19 protein-coding genes and 1 pseudogene are annotated in these 20,220 nt (G+C 58.6%); 11 read left to right on the forward strand and 9 right to left on the reverse strand.

What is annotated here, in order from left to right:
• Positions 1 to 38 precede the first annotated feature (38 nt).
• Complete coding sequence (locus AC30D7_RS09775) at positions 39 to 1,148, forward strand: dihydrolipoamide acetyltransferase family protein (RefSeq protein WP_490133902.1); 1,110 nt, start codon at positions 39 to 41, stop codon at positions 1,146 to 1,148.
• A 173-nt stretch (positions 1,149 to 1,321) separates the two neighbouring features.
• Here the strand turns inward: AC30D7_RS09775 and AC30D7_RS09780 are convergent.
• A pseudogene (locus AC30D7_RS09780) lies at positions 1,322 to 1,561 on the reverse strand (YebG family protein); the annotation flags it as partial.
• A 360-nt stretch (positions 1,562 to 1,921) separates the two neighbouring features.
• Here AC30D7_RS09780 and AC30D7_RS09785 point away from each other — a divergent pair.
• Positions 1,922 to 2,422: a phosphate-starvation-inducible protein PsiE gene (locus tag AC30D7_RS09785; protein WP_460147882.1), complete on the forward strand. Its 501-nt coding sequence runs from the start codon at positions 1,922 to 1,924 to the stop codon at positions 2,420 to 2,422.
• On the opposite strand, the gene AC30D7_RS09790 is transcribed toward AC30D7_RS09785, so the two are convergent.
• From AC30D7_RS09790 to AC30D7_RS09800, 3 genes are all read right to left on the reverse strand, one after another.
• A complete protein-coding gene (locus tag AC30D7_RS09790) occupies positions 2,419 to 2,736 on the reverse strand; it encodes a DUF3509 domain-containing protein (protein WP_019581133.1) in 318 nt (105 codons plus the stop codon). The two genes, AC30D7_RS09785 and AC30D7_RS09790, sit on opposite strands and share 4 nt — an antisense overlap.
• Before the next feature lie 210 nt (positions 2,737 to 2,946).
• Positions 2,947 to 4,248 carry a serine/threonine transporter gene (locus AC30D7_RS09795; protein ID WP_490133903.1) on the reverse strand — a complete coding sequence of 434 codons (1,302 nt, stop codon included), beginning with the start codon at positions 4,246 to 4,248 and terminating at the stop codon, positions 2,947 to 2,949.
• A gap of 63 nt (positions 4,249 to 4,311) precedes the next feature.
• Complete coding sequence (locus tag AC30D7_RS09800) at positions 4,312 to 5,688, reverse strand: L-serine ammonia-lyase (RefSeq protein ID WP_490133904.1); 1,377 nt, start codon at positions 5,686 to 5,688, stop codon at positions 4,312 to 4,314.
• 135 nt (positions 5,689 to 5,823) lie between these two features.
• Here AC30D7_RS09800 and AC30D7_RS09805 point away from each other — a divergent pair, with 135 nt between their 5' ends.
• A complete protein-coding gene (locus AC30D7_RS09805; RefSeq protein WP_018927148.1) occupies positions 5,824 to 6,786 on the forward strand; it encodes a LysR substrate-binding domain-containing protein in 963 nt (320 codons plus the stop codon).
• A 200-nt stretch (positions 6,787 to 6,986) separates the two neighbouring features.
• On the forward strand, positions 6,987 to 7,394 hold the full coding sequence (locus AC30D7_RS09810) for an HPF/RaiA family ribosome-associated protein (protein WP_489838477.1): 408 nt from the start codon (positions 6,987 to 6,989) through the stop codon (positions 7,392 to 7,394).
• A gap of 184 nt (positions 7,395 to 7,578) precedes the next feature.
• On the opposite strand, the gene AC30D7_RS09815 is transcribed toward AC30D7_RS09810, so the two are convergent.
• Positions 7,579 to 8,454: a helix-turn-helix domain-containing protein gene (locus AC30D7_RS09815; protein WP_111454323.1), complete on the reverse strand. Its 876-nt coding sequence runs from the start codon at positions 8,452 to 8,454 to the stop codon at positions 7,579 to 7,581.
• Between the two features lie 138 nt (positions 8,455 to 8,592).
• Here AC30D7_RS09815 and AC30D7_RS09820 point away from each other — a divergent pair, with 138 nt between their 5' ends.
• Positions 8,593 to 9,495 (forward strand): DMT family transporter, encoded by a 903-nt coding sequence (locus AC30D7_RS09820; RefSeq protein ID WP_490133905.1) that lies wholly within the window; start codon positions 8,593 to 8,595, stop codon positions 9,493 to 9,495.
• A gap of 28 nt (positions 9,496 to 9,523) precedes the next feature.
• On the opposite strand, the gene AC30D7_RS09825 is transcribed toward AC30D7_RS09820, so the two are convergent.
• The 3 genes from AC30D7_RS09825 to AC30D7_RS09835 form a co-directional block, all read right to left on the reverse strand.
• The gene (locus AC30D7_RS09825) at positions 9,524 to 10,033 is read right to left on the reverse strand and encodes a DUF2165 family protein (protein ID WP_490133969.1); all 510 of its coding nucleotides are present in this window, start codon (positions 10,031 to 10,033) and stop codon (positions 9,524 to 9,526) included.
• A 139-nt stretch (positions 10,034 to 10,172) separates the two neighbouring features.
• Positions 10,173 to 11,147, reverse strand: a complete 975-nt coding sequence (locus AC30D7_RS09830) for a 2-hydroxyacid dehydrogenase (RefSeq protein WP_490133906.1) — start codon at positions 11,145 to 11,147, stop codon at positions 10,173 to 10,175.
• 284 nt (positions 11,148 to 11,431) lie between these two features.
• Positions 11,432 to 11,806: a DUF6124 family protein gene (locus AC30D7_RS09835; RefSeq protein WP_111454322.1), complete on the reverse strand. Its 375-nt coding sequence runs from the start codon at positions 11,804 to 11,806 to the stop codon at positions 11,432 to 11,434.
• A 534-nt stretch (positions 11,807 to 12,340) separates the two neighbouring features.
• Between AC30D7_RS09835 and AC30D7_RS09840 the strand changes: the two genes are divergently transcribed.
• The 3 genes from AC30D7_RS09840 to AC30D7_RS09850 all read left to right on the forward strand — a co-directional run bounded on the left by AC30D7_RS09840 (position 12,341) and on the right by AC30D7_RS09850 (position 14,927).
• Complete coding sequence (locus AC30D7_RS09840) at positions 12,341 to 13,681, forward strand: hypothetical protein (RefSeq protein WP_490133907.1); 1,341 nt, start codon at positions 12,341 to 12,343, stop codon at positions 13,679 to 13,681.
• A complete protein-coding gene (locus AC30D7_RS09845) occupies positions 13,678 to 14,064 on the forward strand; it encodes a hypothetical protein (protein ID WP_490133908.1) in 387 nt (128 codons plus the stop codon). Before AC30D7_RS09840 ends, AC30D7_RS09845 begins: the two co-directional genes overlap by 4 nt.
• Positions 14,065 to 14,138: 74 nt before the next feature.
• Positions 14,139 to 14,927 (forward strand): hypothetical protein, encoded by a 789-nt coding sequence (locus AC30D7_RS09850; RefSeq protein ID WP_490133909.1) that lies wholly within the window; start codon positions 14,139 to 14,141, stop codon positions 14,925 to 14,927.
• Between the two features lie 17 nt (positions 14,928 to 14,944).
• On the opposite strand, the gene AC30D7_RS09855 is transcribed toward AC30D7_RS09850, so the two are convergent.
• Positions 14,945 to 15,913, reverse strand: coding sequence for a LysR family transcriptional regulator (locus AC30D7_RS09855; protein ID WP_019581124.1), 969 nt, complete (start codon positions 15,911 to 15,913; stop codon positions 14,945 to 14,947).
• 269 nt (positions 15,914 to 16,182) lie between these two features.
• On the opposite strand from AC30D7_RS09855, the gene AC30D7_RS09860 reads away from it, so the two are divergent.
• The 3 genes from AC30D7_RS09860 (at position 16,183) to AC30D7_RS09870 (ending at position 20,212) form a co-directional block, all read left to right on the forward strand.
• Complete coding sequence (locus AC30D7_RS09860; RefSeq protein ID WP_490133910.1) at positions 16,183 to 17,682, forward strand: efflux transporter outer membrane subunit; 1,500 nt, start codon at positions 16,183 to 16,185, stop codon at positions 17,680 to 17,682.
• Between the two features lie 147 nt (positions 17,683 to 17,829).
• Positions 17,830 to 20,022 carry an FUSC family protein gene (locus tag AC30D7_RS09865; protein WP_490133911.1) on the forward strand — a complete coding sequence of 731 codons (2,193 nt, stop codon included), beginning with the start codon at positions 17,830 to 17,832 and terminating at the stop codon, positions 20,020 to 20,022.
• Positions 20,012 to 20,212 carry a DUF1656 domain-containing protein gene (locus AC30D7_RS09870; RefSeq protein WP_007896379.1) on the forward strand — a complete coding sequence of 67 codons (201 nt, stop codon included), beginning with the start codon at positions 20,012 to 20,014 and terminating at the stop codon, positions 20,210 to 20,212. Before AC30D7_RS09865 ends, AC30D7_RS09870 begins: the two co-directional genes overlap by 11 nt.
• Positions 20,213 to 20,220: the final 8 nt, after the last annotated feature.

Below are 20,220 nucleotides of genomic sequence, written 5' to 3' on the forward strand. Positions count from 1 at the left end.
ACGCCTCTGAAGAAACGCCAGAGGCCGAGGAGGTTGCGATGAAATATTTCAAACTGCCGGATCTGGGCGAAGGTTTGCAGGAGGCGGAAATCGTCCGCTGGCACGTCAAGGTCGGCGATACCGTCAAGGCTGACCAATTGCTGGTGTCGGTGGAAACCGCCAAGGCGCTGGTGGACATTCCCGCGCCCTACGACGGCGTGGTGGCGAAAACCTTCGGCGGCGAGGGCGACATCCTGCATGTGGGTGAGCCGTTGCTCGGTTACGAAGGCGAAGCGGACGCGGGCACCGTGGTCGGACGGCTTGAGGGCGGCGGCACGAATCAGGAAGATGCGTTTTTTATCGGCACCGCACCTTCGACCCGCGAATACCTGGCGAACCGCGCCACGCCGGCGGTGCGTCAATTGGCGCGACAACTGGGCGTTGAACTGAGCGCCTTGGTCGGCTCCGGCCAGGACGGCCAGATCACCCGCAGCGATGTGGAAAATGCGGCCCAGGCGGAGCGTGAGCGTTTCGGCGGTGAGAAGCTGCGCGGTGTACGGCGCAGCATGGCGCTGAACATGGCCAGGTCCCATGCCGAAGTGGTGCCGGTGACGATTTTCGGCGATGCCGATCTGCATCGCTGGGGGCAGGCGCGAGAACCGCTGATTCGTCTGGCCAAGGCCATGGCGGCGGCCTGCGCCGTGGAGCCAGTGCTCAATAGCGCCTTCGATGGCAAAACCCAATTGCTCAAACAACATGAACGGCTCGATCTGGGCATTGCCGTGGATACGCCGGACGGCTTGTTCGTGCCGGTGCTGCGTGATGTCGGCAATCGCACGTCGGCGGATTTGAAAGAAGGTGTGATGCGCCTGCGCGCCGATGTGCAGGCGCGCTCGATTCCGCCCCAGGAGATGATGGGCGCGACCCTGACCCTGTCGAATTTCGGCACCTTGTTCGGTCGCTACGCCAACCCGGTGGTGGTGCCGCCGCAAGTGGCGATCCTCGCCGCCGGGGCGATCCGCGATGAGCCGGTGGCGGTCGAGGGGGCGGTGGCGGTGCATCCGATCCTGCCGCTGTCCCTGACCTTCGATCACCGCGTGGTCACCGGCGGCGAGGCGGCGCGGTTTTTCAAGGCGTTGGTCGACGCACTGGAGCAACCTGACGCCTGATTTTCTGCGGGCATGAAAAAGGCCCTGAGCCATTGGACTCAGGGCCTATTCAATTCGGGCATTGCTTACTTCGGCGTCTTGGCGGCTTTGGCTGGCTTGGTCGGCTCAGCTTGCTCCACTTCAACAGGTGCAGCCACTTCAACAGGTTTAGCGACTTCAGCCGGCACGTTGAGCAATTCGGACAGCGCGTCCGGTTGGCTCTTGAACGCCTTGGCGAACACATCGCGGTTCTTCGCCATGTAGATCCCGGCTTCTTCCACTTGCTGCTCGGTCAGGGACGGAACGGCTTTTTGCAACACTTCAGCCAGCAATTCGGCCAGTTCGAGCATTTTGTCATGACGGTCAGCTTCGGCTTTATCCATGAACAAGCGCTCCAGATCTCGGCTGCTGCGGTATACCACTTCGACGGCCATTCACCACCTCACATGCCTTCACATTTAGTTGTCTTTGCGACTACTGTATCTATATACAGCGAAAAGGATAAGCGAATCCCTGAGCTTTGGGTAGTGGCTTTTTAATGTAGACCGGATTCGGGGTTTGTCAGGTGGACCGTGTCGTCCCCATTCGCGAGCAAGCCCGCACCCGCCAGGATATGCGTTGTTCCTTGTGGGAGCGGGCTTGCTCGCGAAGGCGCCCGTCCAGACACCGCCAACGTGCCTCATATCACGCAGCCATCATCTCACCCAACAGTCCCTGGCCTTTTTTCTGCATGCAGAACAACCGTCACGTCCAACCCGCATCATCCGCTCGAACCGAGCTAAGGAATAACCATCGTGAAAATAAACTGGGCCGAGAACCTGCGGCAGAACGTACACCAACTGGCCGAGTCCCTGGGCAACCTGTTCGTCGAGACCTTCCACTACCTGGCGCTGTTCGCCATCGGTGCGGTGACTGCCTGGGCGGCGGTCATGGAGTTTCTCGGGATGCTGGAACAGGGGCACATCAAGATCGATGACATCCTGTTGTTGTTCATCTACCTGGAACTGGGGGCGATGGTCGGGATTTACTTCAAGACCAACCACATGCCAGTGCGCTTCCTGATCTACGTGGCGATCACCGCGTTGACACGGCTGCTGATCTCCAACGTCTCGCACCACAATCCGCCGGACCTGGGGATCATCTACCTGTGCGGCGGGATTCTGCTGCTGGCGTTTTCGATTCTGGTGGTGCGTTACGCCTCGTCGCAATTTCCTTCGGTGAAGATCGAACACCCGCAGCGCAAGATCGGTGCGGGTTCCGGTGAACATCCCGAAGTGGAGAAGGGCGAGCTCTAAAACCCGATTTCAGGTCGGGGCCGGGCTTTGGCCTGTGGCGGCGGCAGCTTACGGTTGTCGCCGTCGGTCATGGCTTCGAGGATGGCCACGGCACATTCACCCTGTTCGATGGCGATGCCGAACTGAATGCTTTGTACCAGGCGTTTGAGGCGCTTGGGGTCATTGCGTTGTTCGGCGCTGATCATCCGTTTGGCCACCACACGGCCAGCGTTGGAGAGGGTCAGCATGATGCTGCCGTCCAGGCCCTGGATGCTCAGGTTGATTTGATAATCCGCTGCAAAAGCATCGGTGATGAGCTGAAAAGGGTTGTCCATAATGCGTCACCGCCTGATTGAACGTGCAGTTGTTGACGGCCATGATCGGGATTAGTTCGCAATACCAGACCACCGGCCTTCCATGTTCATGCGCTTTCTTCCGTGCCGCACAAGGGAGATAGCAAGGGGCATGCCGGAAAAACTGTCGGACAATGTTTACGGCAAAAAAACGGCGGGCACTCTGGCCCGCCTTCTTTTTGCCTGCCCGTTTCAGGGCATAAATGAATAGATGATCGCTGACAGTGCAATCAGACCGACCAACACCACGAACACGTTCGAGGCCTGGCCCGAGTACTGGCGCAAGGCCGGCACGCGGCGAATGGCGTACATCGGCATCAGGAACAACAGGCAGGCGATGATCGGCCCGCCGAGGGTTTCGATCATGCCCAGGATGCTCGGGTTGAAGGTCGCCACGGCCCAGCAACTGAGGATCATGAACAGTGCAGTAAGGCGGTTCAGCCAGCTGGCAGAGACGGCTCGACCACGGCCACGCAGGCTTTTCACGATCAGGCCCTGAAAGCCTTCGCTGGCGCCGATGTAATGGCCCAGGAAGGATTTGGTGATTGCCACCAGCGCAATCAGCGGCGCGGCGTAAGCGATGACCGGTGTCTGGAAGTGGTTGGCCAGGTACGACAGGATCGAAATGTTCTGCGCCTTCGCCGCGGCCAAATCAGCCGGGGACAACGCCAGCACGCAGCTGAAGCAAAAGAACATAACCGTGACGACCATCATGGCGTGAGCGATCGCCAGAATGCCGCTGCTTTTGCGTTCGGCTTGCTTGCCGTAACGTTGCTTCTGATCGACGGCGAAGGCCGAAATGATCGGCGAATGGTTGAACGAGAACACCATCACCGGGATCGCCAGCCACAAGGTCTTGAAGAACAGCGGCAGCGGCATGCCTTCACTGGCGGTGGCGAAGAACGCGCCGTTCCAGTTCGGGATCAGGCTGATGCCCAGCAGCAGCAATGCCGCGACGAACGGGTAAACCAGCACACTCATGCATTTGACGATGACGCCCTGGCCACAACGGACGATGGCCATCAGGCCTAGAATCAGCCCCAGTGACAGGATCGCCCGAGGCGGTGGCGTCATGTGCAACTGGTGCTCCATGAGGCTGCTCAGGGTATTGGTCAGCGCCACGCTGTACACCAGCAGAATCGGGAAAATCGCGAAGAAATACAGCAGCGTGATCAGCTTGCCGGCACCGATGCCGAAGTGTTCTTCCACCACTTCAGTGATGTCCCCGGAACGGCCGGACAACACGAAACGAGTCAGGCCGCGGTGAGCAAAGAATGTCATCGGAAATGCCAGCACTGCCAGGATCAGCAGCGGCCAGAAACCACCCACGCCGGCGTTGATCGGCAAAAACAGCGTGCCGGCGCCAATTGCTGTGCCATAGAGGCCGAGCATCCAGGTGGTATCGTGTTTACTCCAGCCTTTGTGGGTTATTTCGTTATTGCGTGTGAGGTCTACAGCGGGATTATCGGCAGCAGGTGTACGTATTTCGGTCATCGTTTTCGCCTCGTTATTGTTTTTACTCGGGCTCACGTATTGCAGACGGTCAGGAGATGCTCCTCAGCATTCCACCCAGCTGACAGCCAAGCCGCCCCGTGAAGTTTCTTTGTATTTGTCGTGCATGTCGGCACCGGTATCGCGCATGGTGCGGATCACCCGGTCCAGGGAAATGAAGTGCTTGCCGTCACCGCGCAGGGCCATTTGCGTGGCGTTGATCGCCTTCACCGCGGCAATCGCGTTGCGCTCGATGCACGGCACTTGCACCAGACCGCCGACCGGATCGCAGGTCAGGCCGAGGTTGTGTTCCAGGCCGATTTCAGCGGCGTTTTCCAGTTGCTCCGGGGTGGCGCCGAGCACGTCGGCCAAGCCGGCGGCGGCCATGGCGCAGGCCGAACCGACCTCACCCTGGCAGCCGACTTCGGCGCCGGAGATCGAGGCGTTTTTCTTGCAGAGAATGCCTACAGCAGCCGCGCCCAAAAAGAACGCCACGACGTCATCGTCCGACGCGTCCGGGTTGAATTTCATGTAGTAGTGCAGCACCGCCGGGATGATCCCCGCCGCCCCGTTTGTAGGCGCGGTGACCATCCGTCCGCCCGCGGCGTTTTCTTCGTTCACGGCGAGGGCGAACAGGTTCACCCACTCCATGGCCGACAGGGTGGAGCTGATGACGTTCGGTTTGCCGATTTCCAACAGGCTGCGATGCAATTTCGCGGCGCGGCGCGGAACATTCAGACCGCCGGGAAGGATGCCTTCGTGACGCAAGCCTTGCTCGACGCACTCGCGCATCACCGACCAGATGTGCAACAGGCCCTGACGGACTTCGATTTCGCTGCGCCAGGCCAATTCATTGGCCATCATCAGCTCGGACACCCGTAGACCGTGCAGCTTGCAGAGCTTGAGCAATTCGGCGGCGCTGGAGAAATCGTACGGCAGCACGACGTCGCTGGCCGGCGCAACGCCGGACTCGGCTTCGGCCGCTTCGATGATGAAACCGCCGCCCACCGAGTAGTACGTCTGCTCGAACAGCTCTCCGGTTTCGCCGAAGGCTGTCAGGGACATGGCGTTCGGGTGGTAGGGCAGGCTCTCGTCGAGCAGCAGAAGATCGTGCTGCCAGTTGAAGGCGATGGTCGCTTTGCCGGCCAGGGACAGCTTGCTGGTTTCCCGCAGGTGCTGGATGCGCGAATCGATGGTGGTCGGGTCGATGCTGTCCGGCCATTCCCCCATCAAGCCCATGACACAGGCGCGGTCGGTGGCATGGCCGACGCCGGTGGCCGACAGCGAGCCATAAAGGCGGACTTCTACTCGTCGTACGTCGTCCAGCAAAGCCTGATCGATCAGGGCTTGGGCGAAGGTCGCCGCGGCACGCATCGGGCCAACGGTGTGGGAACTGGACGGACCGATGCCGACTTTGAAGAGATCGAAAACACTGATAGCCATGCTAAAGCCTATACAAGCAATGGAAGAGAAATCGCCGCCATTTTTGTAGGCCAAGCGCAATGTCGGCGATACTGCCTACCTCGGTCCTACGTGACCAACGAAACTTCCTAAGACAGCCTTTAGCAGGACTAAACGATGAGTCGTCAATTGCACGCCCAGACTTATGTCTGGCTGCACGTGTTTTCCTGTGCCGCGCGGCACCTGTCGTTCACCCGTTGTGCCGAAGAACTGCACATCACGCCGGGTGCGGTCAGTCAGCAAATTCGGCAACTGGAAGAGCGGCTGGGTTTTCGCCTGTTTCACCGTCGCGCCCGTGGAGTGGAATTGAGTGCGCAAGGCCAGCGCCTGGCCATTACGGTCAACGAGGCTTACGGCAGTATCGATGCAGAATTGCGACGACTGGATGCGGGAATGATCAGCGGGATTTTGCGGGTGCGTTCGATTCCCTCGTTCCTGAGCAAATGGCTGACTCCGCGTTTGCCACGTTTGCAGCAGCGTTTTCCGGACATTCAATTGCGCCTGGTGGCGGAGGACAGCAGCGTGCCGTTGCACGAGGGAGATTTCGACCTGGCGATCGATCTGAATGACGGCAGCTATCCCGGATTGTTATCCACAGCCTTGCTCGACGAGCAGATATTTCCGGTGTGCGCCCCGAGCTTGTTGCGAGGGCGGCCGCCGCTGCACGGCCCGGCAGACTTGATGCACTTCCCGTTGTTGCATGACATCACCGCGTGGCGCGGTAGCTACGAGTACGCGGAATGGGAGTTTTACCTCAATGCCATCGGTTTCGAAGGCGCGGACGTGCGGCGCGGGCACACCTTCAACCGCAATCACCTGACCATCGAAGCGGCGATTGCCGGGATGGGCGTGGCGATTGCGCGGCGAACGCTGCTTAACGATGAGCTGGAACGGGGCACGCTGATCGTGCCGTTTGGCCTAGCGGTGCCTAATCACAAGCGCTACGTGCTGCTCTACGCGCCGGGTGCGCTGAGCCATCCGGGCGTGCGCGCGGTGCATGACTGGCTGGTGGAAGAGGCGGGGATTTTTCGTGACCTGCATCCGCTGGGGGGCGCGGCAGATGTGACCATTTGTGACTGAAGACAGGGCCGACCCAACTCCCGACATTAACAGCGCTTTTGCTCGTTGTCCGGCTTTTTTTGCGTATGAATATTTATCTTTTTTTAGGGGTTGAAATGTTCCGCGCACACACCGATTGTGTAACCAAGAGGTCACGGTGATGAAGCCCAAGGGCCAGCCGAAGGGCCTCTCGCGAGCTAGCTGAAATAAGGGATGGAACTATGCAAATCCAAGTCAATAGCGATAACCATATTCAAAGCAGCATCCGACTGGAGGAGTGGGTACGTACTACCATTGAGAGCACGCTCGAACGTTATGAGGAGGACCTGACCCGCGTCGAGGTCCATCTGCGGGACGAGAACGGCGACAAGCCCGGTCCCCACGATATACGCTGCCAGCTGGAAGCGCGGCCAAAAGGCCACCAACCGATTTCTGTCACCCATAAAGCCGCTAACCTGGAACTGGCGATCGACGGTGCGGCCGAAAAACTCGAACATGCGCTTGAACATCTGTTCGGCAAACTGCGGGGCAAACCACGTGCCGCTGTGGTGCCGTTCGAAAGGCCTACTGCCGATGCGCTGCTGGAAGACGAGTTTCTCGAGAACGAACAGGCTGCACAAAACGGCTGAGGCCTGATTCACTTTTTACCTTTCCACTTTCTTTCCACCTAGAAAAACGGGCCTGCTTATGCAGGCCCGTTCTTGTTTCAGCATCCAGCGGGGCCCCACCACCAAACGGGTCAGCCTGCAAAAGATCGCAGCCTACGCATGCTCCTGCAGGAGCTGCCGAAGGCTGCGATCTTTTGATTTTGTTTTACCGCAAAAACGCCTGCCGATACTCCCCAGGCGTCCCACCCAACGCCTGTCGAAACCGGTTGGTGAAATGGCTCGCACTGGCAAACCCGCACGCCAGCGCAATCTCCCCCAACGGCTGCGACGATGCGCGCAACAACTCCCGCGCGCGGCTCAGACGCCGCGCCAACACATACTGATGCGGTGGCAAGCCGAAGCTCACACGAAACATCCGCGCAAAGTGATATTCCGACAGCGCGCACAAGCTCGCCAATTGCCCAAGGCTGATCGCCTCCGCCAACTGACTGTCGATGAACTCCACCAGTTGCCGCCGCTGATGCGCCGCCAATCCACCCTTGAGGCGCAAGCCCTGACGCACACCAACCTGGCTGAGCAAGGCGTGGCTGAGCATCTCGTGGGCCAGGCTGCTGGTGAGCAGGCGTTCGCCGGGTTCGTCCCAGTTGAGGCTGATTAACTGCCGAAAGTGCCGTACTTGCTGCGGGTCTTCGAGGAACGTGCGCTCGCGCAACTGCAATTCCCGTGGCTCGCGATCCAGCAACGTGACGCAACCAAGGGCAAATTGTTCGGGGCTGAAATACAGGTGGGCCAGGCGAATGTCGCCGTTGATCACCCAGCCTGACTGATGGTCGGCCGGCAGAATGCACAGCTTGTCCGGGCCGCCCTTGGTGCCGGGCTGGTCGCGGCGAAAGGTGCCGGTGCCGCCGGCGATGTAGCACGACAAAGTGTGATGGCTCGGCGCTTCGTAGTCCTGGGCGTCATGGTGGTTGCTCCACAAAGCCGCAGCCATGCCGTCACCGAGCTCGGCGCTGTGCTCCAGGCGAGCATTGGGCGAGCGGTTGAGGGCTTGAAAGACTTGCAACGTTTCCAGTGCGGCCATGATCGGTTCTCTCCAACGCCTTGCATCCTACTCCGTAGACGCTGGCCTGCCAGCCTGCCGACCGACAAAAACGCAAGTTTATGCAAGTGCAAAAGGGTGTCGCGCCGGACACTGAAGGCCTATTCAGGAGTCTTCACCATGAACCTCTCGTTATACCTGCTGACCGTGTTGATCTGGGGTACCACCTGGATTGCCTTGAAATGGCAATTGGGCGTGGTGGCGATTCCGGTGTCGATCGTCTATCGCTTCGGCCTCGCCGCGCTGGTGCTGTTCGTGATGTTGCTGCTTAGCCGGCGTCTGCAAGTGATGAACCGTCGTGGGCATCTGATTTGCCTGGCGCAGGGGCTGTGTCTGTTCTGTATCAATTTCATGTGCTTCCTCACCGCCAGCCAGTGGATCCCCAGCGGTCTGGTCGCCGTGGTGTTTTCCACCGCCACGTTGTGGAACGCCTTCAATGCGCGGGTGTTCTTCGGCCAGAAAATCGCCCGCAACGTGTTGATGGGCGGCGCGTTGGGCTTGCTCGGTCTTGGTCTGTTGTTCTGGCCGGAGCTGGCCGGTCATACCGCCAGCCCGGAAACCTTGCTCGGGTTGGCTCTGGCGTTGCTCGGAACCTTGTGCTTCTCTGCGGGCAACATGCTGTCGAGTCTGCAGCAGAGGGCCGGCCTGAAACCCCTGACCACCAATGCCTGGGGCATGGCTTATGGCGCAGCGATGTTGTCGGTGTGGTGCCTGGTCAAAGGTATCCCGTTCGACATGGAATGGAACGCCCGATACATCGGCTCGTTGCTGTACCTGGTGATTCCGGGCTCGGTGATCGGCTTCACCGCCTACCTGACGCTGGTCGGGCGCATGGGGCCGGAGCGGGCGGCGTATTGCACCGTGTTGTTCCCCGTGGTCGCGCTGAATGTGTCCGCGTATGCCGAGGGTTATCAATGGACGTCGCCGGCGTTGATCGGGTTGGTGCTGGTGATGTTGGGCAACGTGCTGGTGTTTCGTAAGCCCAAGGCACCGATGGTGCAGGGGAGCGGTAAGTTGGCTTGAGCTGAACAATGGTCGAACGCGGGCGGACTCAGCGCTCGATCTTCAGCGTCACATACATTAATAGTGGCAACATAAAATCAACAATATGCCGAGCCCAGTCTTTGGCGTTCCATGTTTGTGATTTGTCCATGTTGAACCATTCGACACCAACGACTTGCAGGCAGACGTAATAAATAAATAAACCGATCAATAAGCCGATAATGGAGAATTTTTTAGCCTCGTGAAACTTTTTGGCTGAGGCGTGAATGTTCCGGAAAAGCTGATAAGTACCCATTAGGCAATAAACGGTATACGTCACTTCGAGGGTAATGATAAGCCAGTAAATACGGTGGTGAAACAGGGGGGAGGTGATTGCCCGATAGCTGTTTTTTTCGTTGTTTTGAGCCGTGTCCATGCTTAGGACGTGAGCGACATATTCGTAGTTAGTTGCATAGTCAGTGAAGTTGCTATACATCACCAGCAGACCAAAAAAACTGATATACGCCATCAATATTACTTTGCTGTATCTGATGATCTGGTCGGTTGTCAGGTGGTTCAACATGAGGGTTCTCCATAAGTAGGCTCCGTAAGCAGCTAAGTAGTGGAGAGTCTATAGTGTGTATCTGTTTTTCGGCGGCAGACTGAATTGCAAGTTGTGTATCGAAAGGGCAGGCGTTTAAAATACCTGCCCGTTTTGATCAGCCTTTCCACACTTGTGGGTTCACCAGATCCTGCGGTCGCTCACCCAACAAAGCACTGCGCAAGTTGGCTAACGCACGGTTGGCCATGGCGTCACGGGTTTCGTGCGTGGCCGAGCCGATGTGCGGCAAGGTCACGGCGTTTTTCAGTTGGAACAGCGGTGATTCGGTCAGTGGTTCTTTTTCGTAAACATCCAGCCCGGCGCCACGAATCCGGTTGTTTTGCAGCGCTTCGATCAGCGCCGGTTCGTCCACCACCGGGCCGCGGGCGATGTTCACCAGAATGGCGCTCGGTTTCATCAACGCCAGTTCGCGGTGACTGATCAAGTGACGGGTCTTGTCGCTGAGCGGCACCACCAGGCAAACGAAATCGGCTTCGGCCAGCAACTGATCGAGGCTACGAAACTGTGCGCCGAGTTCCTGTTCCAGTGCGGTCTTGCGACTGTTGCCGCTGTAGATGATCGGCATGTTGAAACCCAGTCGACCTCGGCGGGCGATGGCCGCGCCGATGTTGCCCATGCCGACGATGCCTAAGGTTTTGCCATGCACATCGCTGCCGAACAACGGTGCGCCGACGGTGGCTTGCCATTGGCCAGCCTTGGTCCAGGCGTCCAGCTCGGCGACGCGGCGGGCGCTGCTCATCAGCAGGGCGAAGGCCAGATCAGCGGTGCTTTCGGTGAGTACGTCGGGGGTGTTGGTGAGCATGATCCCGCGTTCGTTGAAGTAGGCGAGGTCGTAGTTGTCGTAGCCGACGGAGACGCTGGAGACCACTTCCAGTTTGCTGGCGTTTTCCAGTTGTGCGCGACCGAGTTTGCGGCCAACGCCGATCAGGCCGTGAGCGTGGGGTAGGGCTTCGGTGAACTGGGCGGCGATGTCGCCGTTTTTCGGGTTCGGCACGATCACATCGAAATCCTGTTGCAGGCGTTCGATCATGGGCGGGGTGATGCGGCTGAAGGCGAGGACGGTTTTTTTCATTGGAGAGGGGCTCGTCGGGCGTGGAGATTGCCAAGCAAGCTAACATTCTTCGCGGACATTATGCGAGTGCTCGGATTGCCCGGGTGTACGCCATCCAAAATTGTGGGAGCGAGCGGTGCGGCGATCCGACTTGCCCGCGAAGGCCGCCTGACTGCCGGCCAATCACCCATAGATGAACCCGTTCAACTGTAGGAGCAGAGCTTGCTCGCGAAAGCGGTGTGTCAGGCGGCGTAAATGTTGAATGCTGGAAAGCCTTCGCGGGCAAGCCTCGCTCCTACAGGGGGTCAGCTGTGTGGCGCAGGCTTCGGTACGTCGACGTTATCCAGCACTCGGTTCACTGCCAGCTCGGCCAACATGATGACCTGCTGAATCGCCAGGAGCGTGTGCCGCTGCGGGGCGTCTACATAGGCTGCGATGTCGCTGGTCATGACGCTGGCCGAGGCCAGGGATTCGCAGACATGGGCCAGCAGGCTTTCGTTGTCCATGTCCGGCGCAACCTGAAACATCCTGCTTGGCTTGCGGCCTTCTGGTTTTTTCGGAGTGGGCTTGAGGTAGTGGTCGAGCGCGCGTTCGGCGGCTTCGTTGAGTTTTTTGGAATCGAGAGATTCGTAGGGCGAAACGTCGTCGGTTTCCGGAGGGTTCGGTGTTTCTTTAATCATGCGGAAGTTACTCATTGGCAGATGAAGTGGAACTGCCATCTTTCGTTTTCCAGACGAAAGGGTGGCAGCTGTGCGCGGACTGGAAAAACCGGAACACCCACCAAAACCCGGCAGACCCGAAGGTCTCCCGCGCACAGCCGCCATAACAAGGATTGCGTGCAAAAAAAGCGCCGCAGTATGCCATGAGCTGTAGTAAGTGTTTGCCAGGTTTTCCAGACCTGATCGCTGATTTGGCAGCGACCCACAAAGCCTACCCACTTCGCTTCCGACGCAACAACCGTCAAAACTTGTCGGAAATGCCCTCAAAAATCACCCCATCTGTAGGAGCTGCCGAAGGCTCGGGCCGCGTTCGGACGATCTTTTGATCTTACGGCGCGATCAATGACGTAAAGATCAAAAAATCGCAGCCTTCGGCAGCTCCAGCATCACCATCAAAAAACTCGGACTTCCCCTACACGCAAAAACGATTCGCCCGGCTTCTCTCCTTGAGTCCTCTCGCCAAAGTCTCACGTTTCCAAGGAACGGGACACGAGCGTGACCAGACTCATCCCCCAAAACCAACTCACCAGCCAACACGGCCAAGTGCTAGACAGCCACCAAGCCGTCGCCGACTTGCGCCAGGCCCTGAACTATCCCTACGACCTGCAAGGCTTCGACGACCTACTAAGCGCGGTCAGCGCTAACCGCTCTAACTACATGCAGGCCGCCAACCAGCAAAAACTCATCAATGCCGTTAGCAACGGTGATTGGGTCATGGTGAAGCCCCGAATCGATCCCGATAATGGCGGTGCTTCATGGAATGCCTTCAAGCCCAAACCTGAGCCACCACCCGCACAACATTTGGTCGAAGAACACGCCTTCGCCCTGCCTAAACCGGCTGAGTCCGGCTTCCACATCATCCAGCGCCCCATGACTCTCGAAGCCCTTGAGCGCTCGTTGTACGAAAACCCGCCAAACGATGCGCTGCGCCGGGAATTCCGCTCGCTCAATCGGCATCTCGGCGAGCGGGTGAAGCCGGGGCAGATGGTGATCTTCAGCGACTCGCGGCATTACATGTGCCGTCGCGAAGAGGCGCAAATGATGATCGCGGCGGAGAAGGTGAACGAAGCATTGAAGGATCTGAGTGATGAAGAGGCATCGTTTTTAGTCGAGCATCATGAAGTGATCGAGCCGTTTTTGGAGGTGTCGGCGGGATCGTTAGGCGTGGCGTCGTTCATGATCGGTCAGCACCTGGAGAGCCTGAAAACGACCCTGAAAGAACTTGATGGGTTGCATCAACAGCAATTCCGTGAACGCGGACATTTGCATTCCCCTGAGTTTTTTTCCCGGCGCAGGCGGTTGATGGCCAAACTCGATGCTGGTCTGGGGGGGCTTGTACGCAAAGGCACCGGTATCCCGGATCATCCCAAGCTCAAGCGTGCCTTGGGCCTTTCTACTCGTAGAGCGATTCATCATTGGAACAAGGCAGGGGCACCGACACAGTTACCCGGCTACGCCTCTAACATTGATGGTGTGGCGAAGGCTGCCAAGTTTATGAAGGCGGGAGGCTATGTAGGAATAGGGCTTGCAGCAGGTGCGGCTACCATGCGTATCAACGAAGTTTGCCGTACAGGAAGTGCTGAAGACTGCAGGCAGGTGCAATTTTCCGAGGGCGGTAAGCTGTCTGGTAACGTAATTGGCGGTGTTACCGCAGGAGTTGTGACGGGAAAAATCACCTTGAAGTACTGCGCCGGTATTGCTTTGAAGACCCGCGGCTTAGGCGGTGTTGTTTGCGCGTTAATTCTCAGCGGGGGCACAGCATCAGTTGGAGGAAATATCGGGGCGAAGTTTGGAGAGGCTGGTGGAGAATTGATCTACGAGGTAACAACTCCATGAGCCAAGAAAAGATGCTGTATGGAGCATGCGCCCTACTTTTATTGGGTTTTATGCTTATAAATTTGATCGTTATGTTTTATGTGGCGCTCTTCAAACTGGACGAAATTGAAAAACTTCTTAAGAATTCCGCTGTTTTAGAAAACGATCATTTGACGGGCAGTGGACCCATTAGCAGATTAATGCGCTTGAGCCGAATCAGCGGATTGCTTTGCGCCAGCACGTCATTCCTGCAGCGAACTGACCCGCTGGCGATCTCGGATATAGCACAATTTCCTGCTGGACTTAGGTTGTGGGTCAATGTTCCATTTCATATCGCAACGTTTTTCATTGTTTTTATGGTGGCTTTATGGGGCTGGGGAAAATATACCGGCCTACTGAGTTAAGTCTGTGGTGGAGGTTTTTTCGAGGGCGTATCGCCATAAGCGAGCATGAAGTTTTTTAATTCCGGGGCATGATGATGAGTGACGCTAAAAATATCGTGCTTGTTCTTACTGCGATCATTTTTCTACTGGTTTTTACCAGTCAGGTAATCCTGCTGTACGCCGCCTATTTCAAACTCGACCAAATTGAAAGTCACTTCAACGCGTCTCATCTGGTGAGTATCAACCGAAACACGGCGGGTAACGGCCCGTTTGGAAGGATGAACAGACTTAGGTTGGTTGGCGCTTTAAGGGGTAGTTTCTATCAACATCAGATGTTGGACTCGTATGCGTTTATGGAGGCTGAAATCTTGCCGGAGCGCCTGAAAAAGTGGGCTGAAACTCCAAAAAAACTGATGCGGATTGCGGTCGTCAGCGCTGGATTACTGTTGCTTTGGAGTGGTTTTGTATCTTTGCGTGCGACAATTTCAAACCCGATGAGTGACCTGAAACTACTCTACACAGCCATTCTGATCGGCTTTCTTGCCCTGGTTTTTATTGTTTCACTGCTGCGTGTGTACATCAGTTTTTTTAAACTCGAAGAACTCGAATCTCACCTCAACGACTCTTACTTCGTTGGTCGCAACCGTCGGGTCATGGGTGATGGCCTGTACGGGCGTCATTACCGCTTGACTCATCTCTCGACCATGCTTCGTGAGGATGATGCATTCCTGCTGAGAAGCGACCCGCATTGTATCGATGAGATAAAGCACTTCCCTTTACACCTACGACGCTGGGTCGTCATTCCCAATCTGATGTTTGCCTATTCAATTGTTGGCCTTTGTGCGTATTGGCTCTGCGGAAAGTACGCTGGACTGCTGGGCTAACCCGCAGTCCACATACCTCAATTCGCCACCCGAGCCCCACCCAAACTCCCACTCAATTCATACGCCGCCAATTCCGCCTGATGCGCCGCCAGAATCTCCGGCAACGACCCGCGCAAATACTCGACCCACGTCTTGATCTTCGCGTCCAGATACTGCCGCGAGGGGTAAATCGCATACAGATTCAATTCCTGCGACCGATACTTGGGCATCACCCGCACCAGCGTACCGTTGCGCAGCCCTTCAATCGCCGCATACACCGGCAACACACCAACGCCCATGCCACTGGTGATCGCTGTCTTCATCGCGTCAGCGGAGTTCACCAAGAACGGTGAGCTGTTGATGGTGACCATTTCCTGGCCTTCCGGGCCGTCGAAGGCCCACTTTTCCAGCGGGATCACCGGGCTCACCAGGCGCAAGCACATGTGATTGAGCAAATCGCTGGGCTTCTGCGCGCAGCCGTTGGCTTTTACATAGGCGGGGGATGCGCAAACGATGCTGTAGGTGATGCCCAAACGCTGGGAGACGAAGCCCGAGTCGGGCAGTTCGCTGGCGAGCACGATGGACACGTCGTAGCCCTCGTCGAGCAAGTCCGGCACACGGTTGGCCATGGTCAGGTCGAAGGTCACGTCGGGGTGGGTCTTGCGGTAGCGAGCGATGGCGTCGATCACGAAGTGCTGACCGATGCCGGTCATGGTGTGCACTTTGAGTTGCCCGGCCGGGCGCGCGTGGGCGTCGCTGGCCTCGGCTTCGGCTTCTTCGACATAGGCCAGGATCTGCTCGCAGCGCAACAGATAGCGCTTGCCCGCTTCGGTCAGGGCAATGCGCCGGGTGGTGCGGTTGAGCAGGCGGGTTTGCAGGTGGGCTTCCAGGTTGGAGACCGCGCGCGAGACGTTGGCCGTGGTGGTGTCCAGTTGTACGGCGGCGGCGGTGAAGCTGCCGGCCTCGGCCACGTAACTGAAGGCGCGCATGTTTTGCAAAGTGTCCATGGGGTGCTCTCTTGGCGGATGGCAAATTGTGACACGAAGTTTCAGGGGCTGAGACCCCGACCAAGGGATTATCTCGTTAACGGTAACAAAGAATCACAAGAATCCCGGCTTATCGCCATTCAGACCGCCCCCTAGAATTGCGCCCGTTCTTGTAGGAGCGAGGCTTGCCCGCGAAGACGGTCTCACAGTCACCATTGATATCGCCTGACAGACCGTCTTCGCGGGCAAGCCTCGCTCCTACACCTCCCAATTTTCAGGAAATCGCAGCAGTGCCGCGTCGCATCAACAGAGCGCTCAAGACGCTCAGTGTTTTGGCTTTAACCCTGGCAATCAGCGGCTGCATCGGAACCGGCGGTATTGCCCCACAAGGCAAGGCACTGGAGGCCAACTCATTGGCCACCGACGAAGCCATCCAGAGCGCCGCCCGGGACGCTCACTGGCCCACCGCTCAATGGTGGCAAGCCTATGGCGACCCGCAACTGAACCGCTGGATCTCCCTCGCCCTGCAAGACAGTCCGAACATGGCCATGGCCGCTGCGCGTGTGCGTCAGGCCCGGTCCATAGCGGGTGTTGCCGAGTCCGCCGAGTCGCTGCAGATCAATGGCCAGTCGACCCTCAAGCGCCACAACTGGCCCACCGATCAGTTCTACGGCCCCGGTGAGTTGGCCAACACCACCACTTGGGACAACAACGCCGCGTTGGGCTTCAGTTATGCCCTCGACCTCTGGGGTCGCGAAAGCAACGCCACCGAGCAAGCGGTGGACATCGCGCACATGAGCGTCGCCGAGGCGCGGCAGGCCCAGCTCGAATTGCAGAACAACATCGTGCGCGCCTATATCGAGCTCTCATTGCATTACGCGCAACGGGACATCGTCGCGGCGACCTTGAAGCAGCAACAGCAAATCCTCGACCTGGCGCAAAAACGTCTGGACGGTGGCATCGGCACGCATTTCGAAGTCAGCCAGGCCGAAACGCCGCTACCGGAAACCCATCGCCAACTCGATGCGCTGGACGAAGAAATCGCCCTCAGCCGTAACCAGCTCGCAGCCTTGGCCGGTAAGGGACCGGGGGAGGGCGCGCAGTTGCAACGGCCGACGCTGTCGTTGGGGACGGCGCTGAAGTTACCGTCATCGTTGCCGGCGCAATTGCTCGGGCAACGCCCGGACGTGGTTGCCAGTCGTTGGCAAGTGGCGGCTCAGGCGCGGGGCATCGATGTCGCTCACGCGGGTTTCTACCCCAACGTCGATCTGGTGGGCAGCCTCGGCTACATGGCCACCGGCGGCGGGGCGCTGGAATTCCTGACCGGCAAGAAGCTCAACTACAGCGTGGGACCTGCGATCTCGCTGCCGATTTTCGATGGCGGCCGTTTGCGTTCCGAGCTGGGTGAAGCCTCGGCCGGTTATGACATCGCCGTGGCCAAATACAACCAGACGCTGGTCAATGCGCTGAAGAACATCTCCGATCAGTTGATCCGCCGCGAGTCGATGGACAAGCAGCAAACGTTCGCCGCCGAATCGGTGGCCACGGCGCAGAAGACTTACGACATCGCGATGATCGCCTATCAACGTGGGCTCACCGATTACCTCAACGTACTCAATGCGCAGACCTTGCTGTTCAAGCAACAGCAAGTGCAGCAGCAGGTTCAGGCTGCGCGGTTGAGTGCTCATGCGGAGTTGGTGACGGCGCTCGGCGGCGGACTCGATGCGGGCGACGACGTCCCGAGTGCCGAGAAAACCCAGCCCCCGAAAACCCCGGTTCTATTACGTTGAGCACAAGAGCTGTGGGTGCGGGCTTGCTCGCGAAAGCGGTGAGTCAGGCGAAATCTACATTGACTGACACTCCGTCTTCGCGAGCAAGCCCGCTCCCACAGGGGCCGAGTTCTCGCCGCACAACCCTGGACCATTGAGCAGAATTTCATGACTCCCTTGCCCGCACCTTTGCGCTGGCTGTATTCCCTTGAATGGCGCCGGGGTTTCTTCGACTGGGCGCGCAGCGATGGCGTGACCTGGGTCTACATTTTCAAGGTGCTGTTCGCCGCATTCCTCACGCTGTGGCTGGCCATGCGTCTTGAATTGCCGCAACCGCGCACCGCGATGATCACCGTGTTCATCGTCATGCAACCGCAAAGCGGCCAGGTGTTCGCCAAGAGTTTCTATCGCTTCCTCGGCACGTTGGCCGGGTCGGCGGTGATGGTCGCGCTGATTGCCTTGTTCGCGCAGAACACCGAACTGTTCCTCGGCTCGCTGGCGATCTGGGTCGGCCTGTGCACGGCTGGCGCAGCGCGTTGTCGCAACTTTCGCGCCTATGGATTTGTGCTCGCCGGTTATACGGCGGCGATGGTTGGGCTGCCCGCTCTGGCTCACCCGGACGGCGCATTCATGGCTGCGGTCTGGCGAGTGCTGGAAATCTCTCTGGGGATTCTCTGCTCGACGCTGGTCAGCGCCGCGATCCTGCCGCAAACCGCCAGTGCGGCGATGCGCAATGCGTTGTATCAGCGCTTCGGTGTGTTTGCGTTGTTCGTCACTGATGGCTTGCGCGGTCGCAGTCGGCGCGAAGCGTTTGAAGCAAGCAACGTTCGGTTCATCGCCGAAGCGGTGGGCCTGGAAGGACTGCGCAGCGTCACGGTGTTCGAAGACCCGCACATGCGTCGACGCAACGGGCGACTCAGTCGTTTAAACAGCGAGTTCATGGGCGTCACCACACGCTTCAATGCCCTGCATCAGTTGCTCGAGCGCTTGCGCGGCAGCGGCGCCGATCATGTTGTCGCGGCGATCAAACCAGGGTTGCAGGACCTGGCCGAAGTGCTCGACGGTTTCAGCGGCCGTGCGTTGACCAGCCCTGATGCCGCTCGTCTGACCAGCACCTTGGCGACCTATAAGGACAACTTGCCGGCGCGGGTGCGCAAGCTGCGGGCGAGCTTTCAGGAGAGCGAACCGAGCGACGCCGAACAGCTGGATTTTCACACTGCCTATGAACTGCTTTATCGCTTCGTCGACGACCTGCACAGTTATGCACAGACCCACGCGTCCCTGGCCGATCACAGCCACGAGCGTGAACGCTGGGACGAGCCCTTCACCCCGCAAACCAACTGGCTGGCTTCGGCCGCGTCGGGGATTCGCGCAGCGTTCATCCTTGTGGTGCTCGGCAGTTATTGGGTGGCTACCGCGTGGCCTAGCGGGGCGACCATGACCCTGATCGCCGCTGCCACCGTGGGCCTGTCAGCGGCGACGCCGAACCCCAAACGCATGGCGTTTCAGATGGCCTGCGGGACGTTGCTCGGGGCACTGATCGGCTTCGTCGAGATGTTTTTCATCTTTCCCTGGATCGACGGTTTTCCATTGCTTTGCGTGATGCTCGCGCCGGTGATTGTGCTCGGGTCGTTCCTTACGTCGCGTCCGCAATACGCCGGTGTCGGTCTCGGTTTGCTGATCTTTTTCAGCACCGGTTCGGTGCCGGACAACCTTACGGTCTACAACCCTTACGCCTTCATCAACGACTACATCGCCATGGTGATGGGCATGCTGGTGTGCGCGGCGGCCGGGGCAATCATTCTTCCGCCCAACAGCCGCTGGCTGTGGCGACGGCTGGAGCAGGACTTGCGCGGGCAAGTGGTGTACGCCATCAGCGGCAAACTCAAAGGCCTGGCGTCGAGTTTCGAAAGCCGTACGCGGGACTTGTTGCATCAGGCTTATGGTCTTGCAGCGGGGCAGCCTCAGGTGCAACGGGACTTGCTGCGCTGGATGTTGGTGGTGCTGGAAGTCGGCCACGCGATCATCGAGTTGCGCAAGGAGCAAGCGATTTTGCCGGTGCACCCGGCGTATGCCGAATCCCAGCCGTGGCGCCAGTCCATCCGGGCGATGGGGCGTTCGCTGGTGCGGCTGTTTCTGCAACCGGGCCAGAGCAATCTGGAGCGGGCGCTGGTCGCCGTCGACCACGCGATCGGCCGCGTGCAGGCCACCGACGAACCCTTCGCGCCACACTTCGATACCTCTGCCTTGCGCCGGGTGAAGAGCTACCTGCACTTCATCCGCACCTCGTTGCTCGACCCGCAATCGCCGCTGGCCTCATACACCATTGCCAAGCCCCAAGGACTTGAACATGCCTCGTGAAATCGCCTTCCACGGCGTGTACATGCCGACCATGACCCTGATGTTTTTCATTGCGGCGGCGCTGGCCTGGGCGCTTGACCGGTTCTTGTCCGGGTTCGATCTGTACCGTTTCTTCTGGCACCCGGCGCTGCTGCGCCTGAGCCTGTTTACCTGTCTGTTCGGCGCTTTGGCGCTGACTGTCTACCGTTGACTCTCTAT

Source organism: Pseudomonas sp. DF5, assembly GCF_058148225.1.

Coding starts and splice junctions, on each gene's coding strand:
- AC30D7_RS09820 (WP_490133905.1), top strand. CDS start 8,593: ATGAACCTCTCGTTATACCTGCTGACCGTGTTGATCTGGGGTACCACC.
- AC30D7_RS09870 (WP_007896379.1), top strand. CDS start 20,012: ATGCCTCGTGAAATCGCCTTCCACGGCGTGTACATGCCGACCATGACC.
- AC30D7_RS09790 (WP_019581133.1), bottom strand. CDS start 2,736: ATGGACAACCCTTTTCAGCTCATCACCGATGCTTTTGCAGCGGATTAT.
- AC30D7_RS09805 (WP_018927148.1), top strand. CDS start 5,824: ATGAGTCGTCAATTGCACGCCCAGACTTATGTCTGGCTGCACGTGTTT.
- AC30D7_RS09835 (WP_111454322.1), bottom strand. CDS start 11,806: ATGATTAAAGAAACACCGAACCCTCCGGAAACCGACGACGTTTCGCCC.
- AC30D7_RS09800 (WP_490133904.1), bottom strand. CDS start 5,688: ATGGCTATCAGTGTTTTCGATCTCTTCAAAGTCGGCATCGGTCCGTCC.
- AC30D7_RS09850 (WP_490133909.1), top strand. CDS start 14,139: ATGAGTGACGCTAAAAATATCGTGCTTGTTCTTACTGCGATCATTTTT.
- AC30D7_RS09830 (WP_490133906.1), bottom strand. CDS start 11,147: ATGAAAAAAACCGTCCTCGCCTTCAGCCGCATCACCCCGCCCATGATC.
- AC30D7_RS09815 (WP_111454323.1), bottom strand. CDS start 8,454: ATGGCCGCACTGGAAACGTTGCAAGTCTTTCAAGCCCTCAACCGCTCG.
- AC30D7_RS09845 (WP_490133908.1), top strand. CDS start 13,678: ATGAGCCAAGAAAAGATGCTGTATGGAGCATGCGCCCTACTTTTATTG.
- AC30D7_RS09865 (WP_490133911.1), top strand. CDS start 17,830: ATGACTCCCTTGCCCGCACCTTTGCGCTGGCTGTATTCCCTTGAATGG.
- AC30D7_RS09855 (WP_019581124.1), bottom strand. CDS start 15,913: ATGGACACTTTGCAAAACATGCGCGCCTTCAGTTACGTGGCCGAGGCC.
- AC30D7_RS09810 (WP_489838477.1), top strand. CDS start 6,987: ATGCAAATCCAAGTCAATAGCGATAACCATATTCAAAGCAGCATCCGA.
- AC30D7_RS09775 (WP_490133902.1), top strand. CDS start 39: ATGAAATATTTCAAACTGCCGGATCTGGGCGAAGGTTTGCAGGAGGCG.
- AC30D7_RS09795 (WP_490133903.1), bottom strand. CDS start 4,248: ATGACCGAAATACGTACACCTGCTGCCGATAATCCCGCTGTAGACCTC.